The 18,558-nt window shown below is 64.9% G+C and carries 17 protein-coding genes; 15 read left to right on the forward strand and 2 right to left on the reverse strand.

Translation table 11 applies throughout. The features are described from left to right. Positions 1 to 288 precede the first annotated feature (288 nt). The 15 genes from S58_RS16905 to lpxB all read left to right on the forward strand — a co-directional run bounded on the left by S58_RS16905 (position 289) and on the right by lpxB (position 15,727). Positions 289 to 561, forward strand: a complete 273-nt coding sequence (locus tag S58_RS16905; protein WP_244440779.1) for a DUF2846 domain-containing protein — start codon at positions 289 to 291, stop codon at positions 559 to 561. A gap of 203 nt (positions 562 to 764) precedes the next feature. Continuing rightward, the gene (locus S58_RS16910; protein ID WP_015666557.1) at positions 765 to 1,754 is read left to right on the forward strand and encodes a 30S ribosomal protein S2; all 990 of its coding nucleotides are present in this window, start codon (positions 765 to 767) and stop codon (positions 1,752 to 1,754) included. Positions 1,755 to 1,882: 128 nt separating this feature from the next. Next, positions 1,883 to 2,806, forward strand: coding sequence for a translation elongation factor Ts (tsf, locus tag S58_RS16915; protein WP_015666558.1), 924 nt, complete (start codon positions 1,883 to 1,885; stop codon positions 2,804 to 2,806). A gap of 75 nt (positions 2,807 to 2,881) precedes the next feature. After that, entirely contained in the window at positions 2,882 to 3,598 is a 717-nt protein-coding gene (gene pyrH, locus S58_RS16920) for a UMP kinase (RefSeq protein ID WP_015666559.1), read from the forward strand. Positions 3,599 to 3,760: 162 nt separating this feature from the next. Beyond that, complete coding sequence (gene frr / locus S58_RS16925) at positions 3,761 to 4,324, forward strand: ribosome recycling factor (RefSeq protein WP_015666560.1); 564 nt, start codon at positions 3,761 to 3,763, stop codon at positions 4,322 to 4,324. A 12-nt stretch (positions 4,325 to 4,336) separates the two neighbouring features. Beyond that, positions 4,337 to 5,095 carry an isoprenyl transferase gene (locus S58_RS16930; RefSeq protein ID WP_015666561.1) on the forward strand — a complete coding sequence of 253 codons (759 nt, stop codon included), beginning with the start codon at positions 4,337 to 4,339 and terminating at the stop codon, positions 5,093 to 5,095. Further along, positions 5,092 to 5,979 (forward strand): phosphatidate cytidylyltransferase, encoded by an 888-nt coding sequence (locus tag S58_RS16935; protein ID WP_042339682.1) that lies wholly within the window; start codon positions 5,092 to 5,094, stop codon positions 5,977 to 5,979. Before S58_RS16930 ends, S58_RS16935 begins: the two co-directional genes overlap by 4 nt. Positions 5,980 to 6,015: 36 nt before the next feature. Beyond that, positions 6,016 to 7,239, forward strand: coding sequence for a 1-deoxy-D-xylulose-5-phosphate reductoisomerase (gene dxr / locus S58_RS16940; protein WP_015666563.1), 1,224 nt, complete (start codon positions 6,016 to 6,018; stop codon positions 7,237 to 7,239). Between the two features lie 39 nt (positions 7,240 to 7,278). Next, the gene (rseP, locus tag S58_RS16945) at positions 7,279 to 8,430 is read left to right on the forward strand and encodes an RIP metalloprotease RseP (RefSeq protein WP_015666564.1); all 1,152 of its coding nucleotides are present in this window, start codon (positions 7,279 to 7,281) and stop codon (positions 8,428 to 8,430) included. A 172-nt stretch (positions 8,431 to 8,602) separates the two neighbouring features. Continuing rightward, positions 8,603 to 11,161 carry an outer membrane protein assembly factor BamA gene (bamA, locus tag S58_RS16950; RefSeq protein WP_015666565.1) on the forward strand — a complete coding sequence of 853 codons (2,559 nt, stop codon included), beginning with the start codon at positions 8,603 to 8,605 and terminating at the stop codon, positions 11,159 to 11,161. Positions 11,162 to 11,312: 151 nt separating this feature from the next. Then, positions 11,313 to 12,380, forward strand: coding sequence for a UDP-3-O-(3-hydroxymyristoyl)glucosamine N-acyltransferase (gene lpxD, locus S58_RS16955; protein WP_015666566.1), 1,068 nt, complete (start codon positions 11,313 to 11,315; stop codon positions 12,378 to 12,380). Continuing rightward, entirely contained in the window at positions 12,380 to 12,838 is a 459-nt protein-coding gene (gene fabZ, locus S58_RS16960; protein ID WP_015666567.1) for a 3-hydroxyacyl-ACP dehydratase FabZ, read from the forward strand. The genes lpxD and fabZ overlap by 1 nt, the downstream gene beginning before the upstream one ends. A 26-nt stretch (positions 12,839 to 12,864) precedes the next feature. Continuing rightward, on the forward strand, positions 12,865 to 13,674 hold the full coding sequence (gene lpxA, locus S58_RS16965) for an acyl-ACP--UDP-N-acetylglucosamine O-acyltransferase (RefSeq protein ID WP_015666568.1): 810 nt from the start codon (positions 12,865 to 12,867) through the stop codon (positions 13,672 to 13,674). Positions 13,675 to 13,679: 5 nt separating this feature from the next. Then, positions 13,680 to 14,537, forward strand: a complete 858-nt coding sequence (locus S58_RS16970; RefSeq protein ID WP_015666569.1) for an LpxI family protein — start codon at positions 13,680 to 13,682, stop codon at positions 14,535 to 14,537. After that, positions 14,534 to 15,727 carry a lipid-A-disaccharide synthase gene (gene lpxB, locus S58_RS16975; protein ID WP_015666570.1) on the forward strand — a complete coding sequence of 398 codons (1,194 nt, stop codon included), beginning with the start codon at positions 14,534 to 14,536 and terminating at the stop codon, positions 15,725 to 15,727. The genes S58_RS16970 and lpxB overlap by 4 nt, the downstream gene beginning before the upstream one ends. A gap of 201 nt (positions 15,728 to 15,928) precedes the next feature. Here lpxB and S58_RS16980 read toward each other — a convergent pair whose 3' ends face one another. Continuing rightward, positions 15,929 to 16,795: a dienelactone hydrolase family protein gene (locus S58_RS16980; protein WP_244440780.1), complete on the reverse strand. Its 867-nt coding sequence runs from the start codon at positions 16,793 to 16,795 to the stop codon at positions 15,929 to 15,931. Positions 16,796 to 17,044: 249 nt separating this feature from the next. After that, the gene (gltA, locus tag S58_RS16985) at positions 17,045 to 18,349 is read right to left on the reverse strand and encodes a citrate synthase (protein ID WP_015666572.1); all 1,305 of its coding nucleotides are present in this window, start codon (positions 18,347 to 18,349) and stop codon (positions 17,045 to 17,047) included. Positions 18,350 to 18,558 lie beyond the last annotated feature (209 nt).

Consider the following 18,558-nt stretch of genomic DNA (forward strand, 5'->3'; position numbering starts at 1 on the left):
CAGTTCCACTCTCTTTGCCGTCAGAGGTTGAAAGGTTCCGAGTTCCCGTCATAGCCTCGACCCCGGGATTTTACGGGGGGTGTGATGATGAACAGGCGGGCGCTTCTAGGGCTGGGCGCAGCATTCTTGGTATCGGGGTGCCTCACGGGAAAAGAAGGCACTGAATTTGCGGTCGTGTCGCAGAAGATCGGGGCGCCGCGGCCTGGCCACTCCCGAATCGTTATCATGAGCCTGAAGGACTCTTGGCTGGACCGAACCAGTTGCGACCCCAAGGTGGACGGTATCGCCTTGAACCGCCTGTTGCCCGGCACCTATGCCTATGTCGACCGCCCGGCCGGTCCCCACCACGTGGTCGCCACCCAGCTCCTGTTTCCGGGCGAATCCTACCTCGATTTCAATACCGAACCTGGTCGAACCTATTTCTTCTCGATCAGGCCCAGCGATCGGTCCAGGGCCATGCAGGGCGGGGGCATGGCGTTCGGTCTTGTGGGTATGGGCGTGATGGCCGCGGCCTCGTCGGGGGCCGACAACAAGGGGCCGGTCGACTTCGTTCCGCTCTAGGACAGTCAGGCCAGGGCGGTGATGGCCGAGCTTCTCCAGGCCGAATAGGCCCCATTTTCCTTGCGTTGCGCCAAAATCCGGCTATATACCGCGCCATCTCACACGGAAACTTGGCTCTCCTAGAGGGCGTCCGGTGGCAAGCCGGGCCATAACGGCCCGTTTTTGCTCACGCGTTTCCGGAGGAATCAACCGGAGAATATCCAATGGCGCTGCCCGATTTCACTATGCGCCAGCTGCTTGAAGCTGGCGTGCACTTTGGTCACCAGTCTCACCGCTGGAACCCGAAAATGGCCGATTTCATTTTCGGAGCCCGCAACAACATTCACATCATCGACCTCGCTCAGACCGTGCCGCTGCTGCACACGGCGCTGCAGGCCGTCAGCGACACCGTCGCCAAGGGCGGCCGCATCCTGTTCGTCGGCACCAAGCGCCAGGCCCAGGACAACGTGGCTGACGCTGCGAAGCGTTGCGCGCAGTATTTCGTCAATTCGCGCTGGCTCGGCGGCACGCTGACCAACTGGAAGACGATCTCGGCGTCGATCAAGCGCCTGCGTCATCTCGACGAAGTGCTGTCCTCGGGTGAAGCCAACTCCTACACCAAGAAGGAGCGGCTGACCCTGCAGCGCGAGCGCGACAAGCTCGACCGCTCGCTCGGCGGCATCAAGGACATGGGCGGTCTGCCCGACTTGATCTTCGTGATCGACACCAACAAGGAAGACATCGCGATCCAGGAGGCCCAGCGCCTCAACATCCCGGTCGCCGCGATCGTCGACACCAATTGCGATCCGAAGGGCATCACCTATGTCGTGCCGGGCAATGACGACGCCGGTCGCGCCATTTCGCTGTATTGCGACCTGATCGCACGCGCTGCCATTGACGGCATCTCGCGCGCCCAGGGCGAGCTCGGAATCGATGTCGGCGCCTCCGCGGCTCCGCTCGAGGAAGACCTTCCGGCCGCGTCCGCTTCGAAGTTCCAGGGGTTGCCGGGACCGCGCGGTACCGCCGACGATCTCAAGAAGCTCACCGGCGTGTCGGGGGCGATCGAGAAGAAGCTCAACGACCTCGGCGTCTTCCACTACTGGCAGCTCGCCGAGCTCAACCACGACACCGCGCACCAGATCGGCGAAGAAGTCGGTCTGCCGAGCCGGGCCGATGCCTGGGTCGCCCAGGCCAAGTCGCTCGCCGACGCGTAAGACGACACGACAGAATCTGGCCGGCGTCGCACGCCGGCCATCGCGACTAAGATAGGTAGTTCCTGGCAGCGGACGGCGACGAGCCATCCGCTGCGTCGCGCTTTGGACAGGCAAAAGGACGTTCAACGATGGCTAATATCACCGCAGCGATGGTGAAGGACCTGCGCGAGTCGACCGGCGCGGGCATGATGGATTGCAAGGCCGCGCTCACCGAGAATGGCGGCGACATGCAGGCCGCGCAGGATTGGCTGCGCAAGAAGGGCCTGTCCAAGGCCGCCAAGAAGGCCGGCCGTGTCGCAGCCGAGGGCCTGATCGGCGCGCTGACCTCGGGCAAGAAGGGCGTGGTCGTCGAGGTCAACTCCGAGACCGACTTCGTCGCGCGCAACGAGCACTTCCAGGGACTGGTCAAGATGATCGCCCAGGTCGCGCTCGACGTCGGCGCCGACGTGGAGAAGATCAAGGCCGCCAAGGTCGGCAGCATCACGGTCGAGGCCGCGATTGCCGATTCGATCGCGACCATCGGTGAGAACCAGACGCTGCGCCGCGCCGCTGCGCTCGAAGTGAGCGAAGGCGTCGTGTCGAGCTACGTCCATGGCGCCGTCATCGAGGGCGCGGGCAAGCTCGGCGTCATCGTCGCGCTTGAATCGCCCGGCAAGACCGACGAGCTCGCCGTGCTCGGCCGGCAGCTCGCAATGCATGTCGCAGCTGCCAACCCGCAGGCGATCGATGCGGCTGGTCTCGATCCGGAACTCGTCAAGCGCGAGAAGGACGTGCTCGCCGACAAGTATCGTCAGCAGGGCAAGCCGGAAAACGTGATCGAGAAGATCGTCGAGTCCGGCCTGAAGACCTACTACAAGGAAGTCACCCTGCTCGAGCAGGCCTTCATCCATGACAGCGGCAAGTCGGTCGCGCAGGCGCTGAAGGAAGCCGAAGGCAAGGTCGGCGGAGCGATCAAGGTCGCCGGTTTCGTCCGCTATGCCCTCGGTGAGGGCATCGAGAAGGAAGAGACCGACTTCGCCGCCGAAGTCGCCGCTGCGAGCGGCAAGAAGTAACGACTGAATGCAGTTCGATCCGGCGCATCATGCGTGCGCCGGATCTCAACGCGCGGGACAGGGACACATTGGCACATGGCTGAGCCGGTCTATCGTCGCGTCGTGATCAAGCTGTCCGGCGAGTATCTCGCTGGTCCTCATTCGTTCGGCATCGACCAGCCGACGGTCGACCGCATCGCCGACGATCTCATCGCAGTCCAGAAGCTTGGTGTCGAAGTCGCCGTCGTGGTTGGCGGCGGCAACATGGTGCGCGGCGTCGACGTGTCGTCGCAGGGTGTGTCGCGTTCGACCGGCGACACCATGGGCATGCTCGCCACCGTGATGAACTGCCTGGCCCTCGAAGCCGCAATCCAGCGCAAGGGCACTCCGGCGCAGGCGCTCTCGGCGTTCGTGATGCCGGAGGTCTGCAAGCTGTTCACGCGCGCTGCGGCGCACAAGTCGCTCGCCAAGGGGCGCATCGTGGTGCTCGGCGGCGGCACCGGCAATCCTTATTTCACGACCGATACCACGGCGGTCTTGCGGGCGGCCGAAATCGGCGCCCAGGCCGTGCTGAAGGCCACGAACGTCGACGGCGTCTACAGCGCCGATCCCAAGAAGGATCCGGCCGCCAAGCGCTTCGACCGGCTGACGCATTCGCAGGCCATCGAAGGCGGCTACAAGGTCATGGATGCGACCGCATTCGCCCTTGCCCGGGAAACGTCGCTGCCTATCATTGTTTTCTCGATTGCCGAACCGGGTTCGATCGGAGCGATATTGCAGGGCGAAGGGCGCGGCACCATCGTCGCCGGGTGAGCCGCGGTATCGTCGGTGGCCGGTGTTGGACCGGTCTCGAGCCTGCGGTAGAAGCGTAAGCGAGACAGGAATTCGCCCGGGGATCGTCGAGTCCGGCCGCCGGCCTTCCAAGGCCCGGCAAAGCCGGCCGCGGTGTCCCGGGGTTGCAGAAAGGAAAGCGTGATGACCACGGGCAATTTCGACCTCAACGAGTTGAAGCGCCGCATGCAGGGCGCGACCCAGGCGCTGAAGCACGAGCTCGGCGGCCTGCGCACCGGCCGGGCTTCGGCGTCGATGGTGGAGCCGGTCCAGGTCGAAGCCTATGGCTCGCACATGCCGCTCAACCAGGTCGCCACCGTCTCCGTGCCCGAGCCGCGTCTGCTGTCGGTGCAGGTGTGGGACCGCACGATGGTGAAGGCGGTCGAGAAGGCGATCGTCGATTCCAATCTCGGCCTGTCGCCGGCGACCGAAGGGCAGGTCATCCGGCTTCGGATTCCCGAGCTCAACCAGGAGCGCCGCAAGGAGCTGGTCAAGGTTGCGCACAAATATGCGGAAGCTGCGCGCGTTGCCGTCCGCCATGTCCGCCGCGACGGTCTCGACGCGGTGAAGAAGCTCGAAAAGAATCACGAGATCTCCGAGGACGATCAGGAGCGGTTTGCCGCCGACATCCAGAAGGCGACCGATAGTGTGATCTCGGAGGTCGATCAGTTGCTGGCGGCGAAGGAAAAGGAAATCCTCACCGTCTGAAGGATGCTTTTCATGTCCAATGCCGCGGCCCCGGTGACGGAGGCGCCGGACCGGTCCGACGGGCCGGCCCATGTTGCCATCATCATGGATGGCAACGGCCGCTGGGCTGCGGCGCGCGGTCTGCCGCGCGCGGAAGGGCACCGCCGCGGTGTCGAGGCGCTGCGCCGCGTAGTTCGCGCCTCGGACGAGCTCGGCATTCGCTATCTCACCATCTTCTCTTTCTCGTCCGAGAACTGGTCGCGTCCGGCGAGCGAGATCGGCGACCTGTTCGGCCTGCTGCGTCGCTTCATCCGCAACGATCTCGCCACCCTGCATCGCGACGGCGTGCGCGTGCGGGTGATCGGCGAGCGCGGCGGGCTCGAGCCCGACATTTGTGCGCTGCTGAGCGAAGCCGAGGAGCTGACCCGGGCCAACACCAAGCTGACGCTGGTGGTCGCCTTCAACTACGGCTCGCGCCAGGAGATTGCGCGCGCGGCACAGATTCTCGCGCGCGAGGTCGCCGAGGGACGGCGGGATCCGGCCTCGATCGATGCCGATGCGATCGGCGCTCACCTCGATGCGCCCGACATCCCAGATCCCGATCTGATCATCCGCACCAGCGGCGAGCAGCGGCTGTCGAACTTCCTGATGTGGCAGGCGGCGTATAGCGAGCTGGTGTTCGTGCCGATCCATTGGCCCGACTTCGACAAGGCCGCGCTGGAGGGCGCGATCGCCGAGTTCGGCCGGCGTGAACGCCGCTTCGGCGGCCTCGTGGCGAAAACCGCCTCGTGAGCAAACCGGACACCGCAGCCGTGGGAGACGCCAGCAACGCTGCGCAGCGCAATGACGCTGAGCAGCCCAAAAAAGCTGCGCCCAGCAATCTCCTGATGCGGATCGCGGCGGCGCTGGTGCTGGTGCCGCTGGCGCTCGGCGCGGCCTATGCCGGCGGTATGTTCTGGACCGCATTGGTCACGGTGGTCGCAGTCGGCCTCTATCTCGAATGGCTGATGGTGGTGGGCGAGGTCCGCACCGTCAGCGTCGGCACGGCGGGGGCGGTCGCCATCGCAGTTGCCGGCATCTGCTGCGCCTTCGGCCTGGTTGACTTCGCCGTCGTCGTGCTCGGGATCGGGCTTCTCGTTGTCGGAGGTCTCGCCGCGGGACGGCGTCTCTGGGTGGTCGCCGGATTCGTCTATGCCTCCGCTGCGGAGCTCGCTTCGGTGCTGGTACGTTTGGATGCGTCCGAAGGCTGGCATGCGCTGGTGCTGGCGTTGCTGGTCGTGTGGGCCAGTGACATCGGTGGCTATGTCGCCGGCCGCGGCATTGGTGGGCCAAAGCTTGCGCCGCGGATCAGCCCGAACAAAACCTGGGCCGGCGCGATCGGCGGCTTCGCCGCCAGCCTCGTCGCGGCAACCGGCTGGTCGCTGAGCGGCGCTGGCGGACTGCTGGCAATGCTGGCGCTGGCGGCTGGGCTGTCGGTCGTCTCCCAGCTCGGCGATCTCGCCGAGTCGGCAGTCAAGCGGCACTTCGGCGTCAAGGACTCCAGTCACATCATTCCCGGCCATGGCGGTCTGTTGGATCGCCTGGACGGCTATGTCGCAGCGATCGTGTTCGCGGCGATCGTGGGTTTGCTGCGCGGCGGCCTCGATGGTGTCGGCCGCGGTCTTCTGGTTTGGTGACCGGCGCACTCGCCGGTCGAGATTTTTGGTGAAAACATGAGCGCAGTGCCATTGCGGAACAACAAGGCAGGTCTCGCGGAGGTGCGCAGCATCACCGTGCTCGGCGCCACCGGCTCGATCGGCGATTCGACGATGGATCTGCTGCGCGGCGCGCCCGAGCGCTACCGCGTCGAGGCGCTGACCGGCAACAGCAACATCGAAGGGCTGGTCAAGCTCGCCCGCGAGTTCAGCCCGCGATTCGTGGCCGTCGCGGATCCGGCCGGGCTGCAACAGCTGCGTGATGCGCTGGCCGGCACCGGGATCGAATGCGGGGCCGGAGAGAGCGCCATCATCGAGGCGGCGGCGCGTCCGGCCGACTGGGTCATGGCGGCCGTATCCGGCGCGGCCGGCCTGAAGCCGGCGCTGGCCGCAGTCGATCGCGGTGCGACGGTGGCGCTCGCCAACAAGGAATGCCTGGTCTGTGCCGGCGATTTCTTCATGGAGCGCGCCGCGCAGGCCGGCGCCTGCATCCTGCCGGCCGATTCGGAGCACAATGCGCTGTTCCAGGCGTTGTCCTCGGGCAATCGCGAGGAGCTGGTGCGGGTGATCATCACCGCCTCCGGCGGTCCATTTCGAACCTGGGCCGCCGCCGACATCGAGCAGGCGACCCTGGCCCAGGCGCTCAAGCATCCGAACTGGAGCATGGGCCAGAAGATCACGATCGATTCGGCCTCGATGATGAACAAGGGCCTCGAGGTGATCGAGGCCTCCTATTTGTTCGCGCTGTCGCCTGACGAGATCGACGTGCTGGTGCATCCGCAGTCGATCGTCCACGGCATGGTCGAGTTCTCGGACCGGTCGGTCGTGGCTCAGCTCGGGGCCCCCGACATGCGCATCCCGATCGCCCATTGCCTGGGCTGGCCGGAGCGGATCAAGGGCCCGTCCGCGCGGTTGGACCTGGCCAAGATCGGCACACTCACTTTCGACGCGCCGGATTTCGAGCGGTTCCCCGGCTTGCGGCTGGCCTATGATTCGCTGCGCGCGGGCCATGGCGCGACGACGGTCTTCAATGCCGCGAACGAGGTGGCGGTGGCGGCCTTCATCGCCGGGCAGATCCGATTCGGCGCCATTGCCCGGCTGGTCGAGGCAACCCTCGAGAACTGGACGCGCTCAGGTAATTTGGCACCGCTCACGTCGGCGGACGACGCGATCGCCATTGACCATGACGCGCGAAAAAGGGCCGCGGGCCTCTTGCCTCAAATCGCCGCAAAAGCATCTTAGACGGTTGGATGGGCCGGCAGGCCCACGGGAAGGTCATCGATGTCCGAATTTTTCCACCATATCTTCAATACCTTGAGCAACGGCCTTCTCGGCTACATCGTCCCGTTCCTGTTCGTGCTGACGATCGTCGTGTTCTTCCACGAGCTCGGCCATTTCCTGATCGCGCGCTGGGCCGGCGTGAAGGTGTTGACGTTTTCGCTCGGATTTGGCCCAGAACTGATCGGTTTCAACGACCGGCACAACACCCGCTGGAAGATCTCCGCGGTTCCGCTCGGCGGCTATGTGAAGTTCTTCGGCGACGAATCCGAAGCCTCGACCCCGTCGGCCGAGGCGCTCGCCAAGATGACGGCCGAGGAACGCGCCGATAGCTTCCATCACAAGACCGTCGGTCAGCGCGCTGCGATCGTCGCGGCCGGCCCGATCGCCAATTTCATCCTCGCGGTCATCATCTTCGCCGGCATGGCGCTGTATTTCGGCAAGCCGAACACGACCCCCCGGGTCGATGCGGTGCAGCCGGACAGCGTCGCGGCGGCGGCCGGTTTCAAGGACGGCGACGTCATCGCGGCCATCGATGGCCGCGCGATCGAGACCTTCGCCGACATGCAGCGTGTCGTCTCCGTCAGCGCCGGTTCCGAGCTCTCGTTCCTGATCAAGCGGGATGGAGCGGAACTCACGCTGAAGGCGACGCCGGCGCTGAAGGAGGTCAAGGACCTGTTCGGCAACAGCCACCGGATCGGCGTGCTGGGCATCCAGTACAACGCCAAGCCGGACGAATCACGGTCGGTTCCGGTCGGGTTCCTCGAATCGATCAAGATAGGCTTCGAACAGGTCTGGTTCATCATCGCCACGACCTTCAAGTTCATCGCCTCGCTGTTCGCGGGGGCGGGCAGCGCCGGGGACGTCGGCGGTCCGATCCGAATCGCACAACTTTCCGGACAGGCGGCGAGCCTCGGCTTCCAGTTCGTCGTGCAGCTCTGTGCGACGCTTTCGGTGTCGATCGGGCTCCTGAACCTGTTCCCGGTTCCGCTGCTCGATGGCGGACATCTGTTGTTTTACGGGGTCGAAGCCGCCCGGGGCCGGCCATTGTCGGAGCGGGCGCAGGAAATGGGATTCCGGATCGGGCTGGGCCTGGTTTTGATGCTCATGGTGTTTGCGACCTATAACGACATCCTTCATCTGGCCGGGTCCTGAACGCGGCTTTTTGACGACGTGGCCGATAGGCAACGTTTTGAAACGAATTTGAAAATTCCGAGACATCCGGCGTTTGCCGTCGGGTCCAAATTGGCTACAAGCGAACGACAAATGGGAATCTGTCGGCTTCGTAGGGGTACGGAACCGGCATCGGAATAAGGGCGCTTAGCGCATGAACTTCGGATTGCGGGTGCGGGGGGGCTTGGCGGCCGCCTTTATCATGTTCGCCGTTCCGGTGGCTTTGCCACTGGCGAGCGTGGTTGTGACGTCGCCAGCTGCTGCTCAGACGGTCAACTCGATCGAGGTGGTCGGCAATCGCCGAGTCGAGCTGGAGACCATCCGCTCATATTTCAAGCCGGGTCCCGGCGGCACCCTGGACGCGGGCCGCATCGATGACGGTCTCAAGGCGCTGATCGAAACCGGCCTGTTCTCTGATGTGAAGATCAACCGTCAGGGCGGACGGCTGGTCGTGACCGTGGTCGAGAATCCGGTCATTGGCCGCGTCGCCTTCGAGGGCAACAAGAAGGTCAAGGACGAGCAGCTGCAGGCCGAGGTGCAGTCGAAGCCGCGCGGCACGCTGTCGAAGCCGATGGTGCAGTCCGATGCCCAGCGCATCGCCGAAATCTATCGCCGCTCCGGCCGTTACGACGTGCGCGTCACGCCGGAATTCATCGAGCAGCCGAACAACCGCGTCGACCTCATCTTCACGGTGCAGGAAGGCGCGAAGACCGGCGTGAAGTCGATCGAGTTCGTCGGCAACAATGCCTTCTCGTCCTATCGCCTCAAGGACGTCATCAAGACCCACGAGACCAACCTGCTGAGCTTCCTCGGTTCCGGCGACGTCTATGATCCGGACCGCGTCGAGGCTGATCGCGACCTCATCCGCCGCTTCTATCTGAAGAATGGCTATGCCGACGTTCAGGTGGTGGCCGCGCTGACCGAGTATGACCCGGAGCGCAAGGGCTTCCTCGTCACCTTCAAGATCGAGGAAGGCCAGCAGTACCGCGTCGGTACGGTCGACTTCCAGTCGTCCATTGCGACGCTCGACGCCAACTCGCTGCGCAATTACTCCCGCGTCAGCGTCGGCTCGCTCTACAACGTCGAGAACATCGAGAAGTCGGTCGAGGAGATGCAGATCGAGGCCTCGCGGCGCGGCTACGCGTTCGCAGTGGTTCGTCCGCGCGGTGACCGCAACTTCGAGGCCCACACGGTCTCGGTGGTGTTCGCCGTCGACGAGGGCCCGCGCACCTATATCGAGCGCATCAACATCCGCGGCAACACCCGCACCCGCGACTACGTCATCCGCCGCGAGTTCGACATCTCCGAGGGCGATGCCTACAACCGCGCCCTGGTGGATCGCGCCGAGCGCCGCCTCAAGAACCTCGACTTCTTCAAGGACGTGAAGATCACGACCGAGCCGGGCTCTTCGAGCGACCGCGTGGTCCTGGTCGTCAATCTCGAAGAGAAGTCGACCGGCGACTTCTCGATCTCCGGCGGCTACTCGACCACCGACGGTGCGCTGGCCGAGGTCTCGATCTCCGAGCGCAACTTCCTCGGCCGCGGCCTGTTCGCCAAGGCGTCGGTGACCTACGGCCAGTTCGCCCGCGGCTACTCGCTGTCCTTCGTCGAGCCCTACCTGCTCGACTATCGGGTGGCGCTCGGCCTCGACCTCTATCAGCGCCAGCAGCTCGCCAACAACTTCATCTCCTACGGCACCAAGACGCTCGGCTTCAGCCCGCGCCTCGGCTTCCAGCTGCGCGAGGACCTGTCCTTGCAGCTGCGCTACTCGATCTACCGCCAGGAGATCACGCTGCCGCAGACGCTGTCGAACTGTAACAACGGCGGTGGTGGCAGCCCGCTGCCCTTCAACCCGACGCCGGCCTTCATCAACGCCAACCCGGGCAATGGTGCGGCTCAGGCGATCTCGGCGGCGACCGGTGGTCTAGGGTGCTTCAGCGATGGCGAGGCCTCGCTCCCGGTCCGCCAGGAGCTGGCGAACGGTGCGACCTTGACCTCGGCGCTCGGCTACACGCTGAACTACAACACGCTCGACAACAACAAGAACCCGACCGACGGCCTGCTCATCGACTTCAAGCAGGACTTCGCGGGTGTTGGCGGCGACGTGTCGTACCTGAAGAGCGCGTTCGACGCGAAGTACTTCACCCCGCTGGTGTCGGACATCGTCAGCATCGTCCACCTCCAGGGCGGTATCCTGAACAAGATCGGCAACAACCAGCTGCGCATGCTGGACCACTTCCAGATGGGTCCGAACCTGGTTCGCGGTTTTGCTCCGAACGGCATTGGTCCGCGTGACATCAATCCGTTCGGCACCCAGGACGCGCTGGGCGGCACCAAGTACTGGGGCGCTTCGCTCGAACTGCAGATGCCGTTCTGGTTCCTGCCCAAGGAAGTGGGTCTGAAGGGCGCTGTCTATGCCGACGCCGGTGGCCTGTCGGGCTACCAGGGGCCGACGCAATGGGCCCTGACGGGTGAGACGAACGCTGCGAACTGTAGCAGGCCGACGCGCGCGACCGCGACTACCCCGGCCAGCCCCGGCACCTGTCTCGGCCTGCAGTTCGACGATAGCAGCAAGGTCCGCAGCTCGGTGGGTGTGGGTCTGGTGTGGGCGTCGCCGTTCGGTCCGCTGCGCTTCGACTATGCGATCCCGCTCACCAAGGGCACGTTCGACCGGACCCAGGAGTTCCGGTTCGGCGGCGGCACCTCGTTCTGAGCCTGAGACGATCGAATCCGGGTTGGCGTCGACCAACCCAGCCGGTGTAAGAGATGAGAGCTCGGTTCCGGGAGACTGGAGCCGGGCTCTGATGTTTTGTCCTGAGAGTGCATCTTCCTGAAAGTGCGAATCTTCCTGAAAGTACAAGGGAATGGCCCAGCCGACGTTTTTCCAATCCCCCCCTCCTACGACGCTGTCGGCGATCGCGGCGGCGGCGAACGCGGTGCTCGTCGACACCGCCCAGGGTGACAGGGTCATCAAGGGATTGGCTTCGCTCGACGAAGCCGGCCCGATGCATCTGGCGTTCTTCGACAACCTGAAATACGCCGATCAGCTGCAACGGACGAAGGCGGGCGCATGCCTCGTCAGTCCGCGCTTCGAAGCACGGGTGCCGGCGCATGTCGCGGTGCTCCGCGCGAACCAGCCGTTCCGCGCCTTCGTGCAGCTGGCGCGCGAGATGCACGCCGACGCGCTCCGTCCGCAACCCTGGTTCGGCGACGACGGCATCTCGCCGCAGGCGATCATCGATCAGACGGCGCGGCTGGAGGACGGTGTCATCGTCGAGCCGCTCGCCGTGATCGGTGCCCACGTTGAAATCGGATCCGGCACCGTCATCGGCGCCGGCGCGGTGATCGGGCCCCACGTCAAGATCGGCCGCGACTGCAATGTCGGCGCGCGCACCGTCATCCAATGCGCGCTGATCGGCAATGACGTGCTGATCCATCCCGCCTGCAGCATCGGCCAGGACGGCTACGGCTTCATCTTCTTCGGGCCCGGCGGCCATCTCAAGGTGCCGCAGACCGGGCGGGTGCTGATCCAGAACCATGTCGAGGTCGGTGCCGGAACGACCATCGATCGCGGTAGCCTGCGCGATACGGTGATCGGCGAGGGCACCAAAATCGACAATCAGGTCCAGATCGGCCACAATGTCACTATCGGACGGCATTGCCTGCTGGCGGCCCAGATCGGGCTGGCAGGGAGCCTCACGATCGGCGACAACGTCGCGCTTGGAGCGAAAGTCGGTATCAACAATCACCTCACGATCGGCGATGGTGCTCAGGTGACCGCGATGAGCGGCGTCAAGGACGACATTCCGCCGAACGGCCGGTGGGGCGGATTCTTCGCCAAGCCGACCAAGCAGTGGTTCCGCGAGATCGTCGCCGTGGAACGGCTGGTGCGTGATTCCCAGGCGACGAACAGGGACGAAGGGCGGGAGTGATGGACGAGTCACCCATCAGGTTTGCGGATATCGACATCAACGAGATCCTGAAGACGCTGCCGCACCGTTATCCGTTTCTGCTGATTGACCGCGTGAAGAACATCCGGGCCGACTATAGCGGCATCGGCGTCAAGAACGTCTCGATCGGCGAGCCCTGCTTTGCGGGCCACTTTCCGGAGCGGCCGGTCTATCCGGGCGTGCTGATGATCGAGGGCATGGCACAGACCGCGGGCGTGATCGGCATCAAGTCGGTCGAGGGCACGGAAAAGCCGCGCGCGGTGTATTTCCTCACCATCGACAAGTGCAAGTTCCGCAAGCCGGTGCTGCCGGGCCAGACCATCGAGTACCACATGCGCTCGATCGGCCGGCGCAAGACGATGTGGTGGTTTCACGGCGACGCCAAGGTCGACGGCGTGGTCGTCGCCGAAGCCGATGTCGGCGCGATGCTGACCGACTGACGTACGTGAAGAGTTGATTGCGTTTGATGAGCAAGATTGATCCCACCGCTCGCGTCGAGGACGGCGCCGTCATTGGCGAAGGCACCGTCGTCGGTCCCTACTGCATTATCGGCCCCAACGTGGTGATCGGGGCGAACTGCAAGCTGATCAGCCACGTCCAGATCATGGGTCACACCACGCTCGGCGATGACAACGTCATCTCGCCCTTCGTTGTGCTCGGCGGCGCCCCGCAGGATCTGAGCTATCGCGGCGAGCCGCACCGTCTGGTGATCGGCTCGGGCTGCACCTTCCGCGAAGGCGTGACGATGAACATCGGCACCACCAAGGGCGGCGGCCTCACCACGATCGGCAATGGCGGGTTCTTCATGAACAACGCCCATGTCGCCCATGACTGCGTCGTCGGCGACAACGTGATCTTCGCGACCTCGGCAACGCTCGGCGGTCACGTCGAAATCGGCGATTCCGTCTACATTGGCGGCCTGTCCGCGGTGCACCAGTTCACCCGCATCGGCCATGGCGTGATGGTCGGCGGCGTCTGCGGTGTGCGCGGCGACGTCATCCCGTATGGCCTCGTCAACGGCCAGTATGCCGCGCTCGAGGGCCTCAATGTCATCGGCATGAAGCGCCGCAAGTTCACCCGCGAGCGGCTCACGGCCGTGCGCGCGTTCTATCAGAAGCTGTTCCACGGTCCCGGCGTGTTCGCCGATCGCATGGCCGCCGTGCGTCCGCTTGCCGGAGAGGATCCCGCGATTGCCGAGATCCTGGCCTTCATCGACGGCGGCCGACACCGCGCGCTCTGTCTGCCGGAGATCGGCAGACCGACCGCAGAGGTTTGACCGTCATGGGCGCGCAGGCCGCCGAGAACGCTCCTCCGATCGGCCTGATCGCCGCGGGCGGCGTGCTGCCCTTCGCCGTCGCCGACGAGATCGTCGCACGCGGCCGGACGCCGGTGCTGTTCGCGCTGAAGGGCATCTGCGATCCGAAGCCACTGTCGCGTTTCCGGCATCACTGGATCGGCCTTGGCCAGCTCGGCAATGCCCTGAAGCTGCTGAAGGCCGAGGGCTGTCATGACCTCATGTTCATCGGCAATCTCGTCCGTCCGGCGGTGTCGGAGATCCGGATCGACTGGGGCACGCTGAAAGAGCTGCCGTATCTCTGGTCGGCGTTTCGCGGCGGCGACGATCATCTGCTGGTCGGCGTCGGCCGCATCTTCGAGCGCCACGGCTTCCATATGATCGGCGTCAAGGACGTCGCGCCCAATCTGCTCGTTCCCATGGGGCAGTTGACGCGGAGCCGGCCGAACGACCTGGTGAGCGGCGACATCGTCAAGGGGCTCGCCGTGCTGCGCGCGATGGCGCCGTTCGATGTCGGGCAGGCGGTCGTCGTGATCGACGGTCACGTCGTGGCGCTCGAGGACATCGAGGGCACCGACGGGCTGCTGGCCCGCGTGGCGCGCCTGCGCACCGATCGCCGCATCCGTGCGGCCGCCGGACGCGGCGTGCTGGTGAAGGCGCCGAAGGCCGGCCAGGATCTCCGCTACGACCTGCCGACCATCGGCCCCCGCACCGTCGAGGGCCTTGCTGCCGCAGGCCTCGCCGGCGTCGCCGTGGCCGCAGGCCTCACGCTGCTGGCCGATCCGCAGGAGACGGTGTCGGCCGCCGATCGTGCCGGTGTGTTCATCACGGGTGTCACTGCGTGACGCCGCGGCCGCCGGCGGGTCCGGTCATCCGCAGGATCTGCCTCGTCGCGACCGAAGAGTCCGGTGACCGCCTCGGCGCCAGCCTGATGAAGGTGCTGCGACAGCGGCTGGGCGACGGCGTCGCGTTCTCCGGCGTCGGCGGCCGCGGCATGACGCGCGAGGGGCTCGTCTCGATGTTTCCGATCGAGGAGCTCTCGATCGTCGGCTTCACCGCGGTGCTCCAGCAGCTACCGAAGATCCTGCGCCTGATCCGCGGCACGGCGGACGCGATCGTGTCAGCTCAGCCGGACGTGCTCGTCATCATCGACAGCCCGGACTTCACCCAGCGGGTGGCGAAGAAGGTTCATGCCTGCGACGCCGCGATTCCGATCGTGAACTACGTCGCGCCGACCGTGTGGGCCTGGCGTCCCGGCCGTGCGCGGGCGATGCGCTTCTATGTCGATCACGTGCTGGGGTTGTTGCCGTTCGAGCCGGAGGCGTTTCGCAGGCTCGGCGGCCCGCCCTGCACCTATGTCGGCCATCCCCTGATCGAGCAGCTTGCAACGCTCCGGCCGAATGCGGCCGAGCAGCAGCGCCGTGATGCCAAGCCGCCGGTCCTTCTCGTGCTGCCGGGAAGCCGGCGCAGCGAGGTCGCGCGTCACATCGCCATCTTCGGTGAGACGCTGGCGCGGTTGCGGGCGCAAAACGTCGCGTTCGAGGCCGTGGTGCCCACCACGCCGCATCTCGAAGCCGCGGTGAGGGCAGGGGTGGCGAACTGGCCGGTGACACCGCAGATCGTCACCGCCGAGGCCGAGAAGCGGGCCGCCTTCAGGAACGCCCATGCCGCGCTCGCCAAGTCCGGCACGGTCACGCTGGAGCTTGCGATTTCCGGCGTGCCGATGGTCACCGCCTATCGCGTCGGCGCGCTCGAGGCCTTCATCCTGCGGCGGATCGTCAATGTGCAGTCCGTGATCCTCGCCAATCTCGTGATCGGCGAGAACGTCATTCCGGAATTTCTGCAGGAGGCCTGCACGGCCGACAATCTCGCGCCGGCGCTCGTCGATCTCTTGAGCGACGGCCCGATCCGCGCGCGTCAAGTCGAGGCATTCAACCGCCTCGACGGCATCATGTCCACCGGCGCGGCCTCCCCGAGCGTGCGCGCCGCCGACGTCGTACTGGCGACCATGCGCAAGGGACGGCAGGGGAGCTAATCAGGTCGACGCCGACTTTACCCAGCCACGGCAGCTCGCCGGCTTTCGTCCAGAAGGGTGATCCAGTTCGTAGCCCGGATGAGCGCAGCGATATCCGGGGTCTCCCGCGGCAGCAGTGTTGAACCCGGATGTCGCTGCGCTCATCCGGGCTACGCGAATGGCTTCAGCAGCGCACGATGAAAAGACAGCCGACATCCTAACTCACCGTAACCGTTCAAGGAAGAAGCTGGCCGTTCGCGCCAGCGCGTCCGCGGACTCGGGCCGGGTCGCATCGAAGTCGAAGCCATGGCCCATGCCGGGATAGACGACCAGATTGGCCTCGTTGCCGAGCGCCTTCGCCCTGTCGAGCAGCGCTTTGCCGGATGACAGCGGCACGTTGTGATCGGCATCGCCGTGCAGCGCGAGCAGCGGCGGCAGGCGTGTCGGGCCAGCCTGATCCTCGCCGGCAATCCCGGCGTAGAACACGACCAATGCGTCGATCCGCCGATCTGACGCGGCTGAGGCAACCGCCAGGAAGCCGCCGTTGGAAAAGCCGAGGAGCCCGACCTTGCCCGAGAAGCTTTCGCGTCGAGCGACGAAGGAGACCACGTCGCGGATTCGCGCCGACCATTTCGGCAAGTGTGCGAAAAAATAGCTTTCCCGCGCGTGCTTATCGGCCGAGCGCATCGGGCCGATGTCGGCTGCGTCATAGTAGGAGACGAGGAGCGCATCGATGCCCTTGGCGGCCAACGCCTCGGCATAGCGGGTATACGCGGCGGCAAACCGCTCGATCCCCTGTGCGCCGTGGAGAAGGATCACGGCCGGTCGTTTTCCCTCGCCTCGGCCGGGAAACAGCGTGATCGTCGTGAGCGCGTCGGCTGCCGTGACGGTCAGATCCTGCGGTGCAGTTTCGGCGGCGCACGCGGCGGTCGCGCTTGCACACAACACGAGCATCACTGCCGCGCAAGCCGAACGCAGTGCCGGGATCAGTCTCGCCATGCTCGTATCGTGCTTGGCTGAACGCAATGGAAGCTGCGCCAGTGCTCTCGTTCCCGAAGCACGTGGACGCATCCCGGCATCCAACCGCAAAGAAAAAGGCCCGTCCAGCGTGTGCTGGACGGACCCATGATGATGATCTGATCGCTCGCGCGGATCAGTCGTAGCCCGGATGAGCGCAGCGATATCCGGGTTCTCCCGCGTCAGTGGTGTTGAACCCGGATGTCGCTGCGCTCATCCGGGCTACGCGAATGGCTCCGCCAGCGCATCAACCGACAAAGAAAAAGGCCCGTCCAGTACACTGGACGGGCCTTTCGATGATTTGATCGCTCGCGCGCCGGATCAGCCGCGCTTGTCCATCTCGACGTAGTTGCGGGTCGCGACGCCGGTGTAGAGCTGGCGCGGACGGCCGATCTTCTGCTGCGGGTCCTCGATCATCTCGCTCCACTGGCTGATCCAGCCGACGGTGCGGGCGACGGCGAACAGCACGGTGAACATCGAGACCGGGAAGCCCATCGCCTTCAAGGTGATGCCCGAGTAGAAGTCGACGTTCGGATAGAGCTTGCGGTCGATGAAGTACGGATCGCTGAGCGCGATCTTCTCGAGCTCCAGCGCGACCTTCAGCATCTGATCGTCGGCGTGGCCCGTCTCCTTGAGCACCGCGTGACACATCTTCTGCATGATCTTGGCGCGCGGATCGTAGTTCTTGTAGACGCGATGGCCGAAGCCCATCAGGCGCACGTCGCTGTTCTTGTCCTTCACCTTGGCGATGAATTCCGGAATCTTGTCGACGGTGCCGATCTCGGCCAGCATGTTGAGCGCGGCCTCGTTGGCGCCGCCATGCGCCGGACCCCACAGGCAGGCGATGCCGGCGGCGATGCAGGCGAACGGGTTGGCGCCGGAGGAGCCGGCGATGCGCACCGTCGAGGTCGAGGCGTTCTGCTCGTGGTCGGCGTGCAGGATGAAGATCTTGTCGAGCGCGTCGGCGAGCACCGGGTTCGGCTTGTACTCCTCGCACGGCACCGCGAAGCACATGTGCAGGAAGTTCTCGGTGAAGGTGAGCGCGTTCTTCGGATAAACGAAGGGCTGGCCGATGGTGTATTTGTAGGCCATCGCCGCCAAGGTCGGGATCTTCGCGATCATCCGCATCGAAGCGATCATGCGCTGCTTCGGATCGTTGATGTCGGTCGAGTCGTGATAGAAGGCGGCGAGCGCACCGACCGAAGCGACCATGACCGCCATCGGATGCGCGTCACGGCGGAAGCCCTGGAAGAACCGGGCCATCTGCTCGTGCACCATCGTGTGATGGGTCACGCGATGGTCGAAGTCGAGCTTCTGGGCCTTGGTCGGGAGCTCCCCATACAGCAGGAGATAGCAGGTCTCGAGGAAGTCGCCCTTCTCGGCGAGCTGCTCGATCGGGTAGCCGCGGTATTCCAGGACGCCGGCATCGCCGTCGATGTAGGTGATCTTGGACTGGCAGCTGCCGGTCGAGGTGAAGCCGGGGTCATAGGTGAACATCCCGGCCTGGGCGTAGAGCTTGCCGATGTCGATGACGTCGGGGCCCACCGTGCCGCTCAGGATCGGAAGATCGAAATTCTTGTTGCCGACGGTGAGGGTCGCGGTCTTGCTTGTGGAGTTTGCGTCCATCGTTTGTCCCCGATGCGATCGTTAGGCTTGGCCCTTGTTCTTTGTGAGAGATGGCAGGGCAGGTGGACTTTATCCAGTGCGGTGGCTTTGACATTCCTGTCAGTGTCGTCAGCGCCACTGTCGCTGCGAACACTTAAGCGAAGGTCAAATCCGAAACCGTACTGGAATCTTATACTTACTAGTGTCCTTCGGCTCCAACATCCGTCGAC

It is taken from the genome of Bradyrhizobium oligotrophicum S58, from assembly GCF_000344805.1.
Classification (GTDB): Bacteria; Pseudomonadota; Alphaproteobacteria; order Rhizobiales; family Xanthobacteraceae; genus Bradyrhizobium; species Bradyrhizobium oligotrophicum.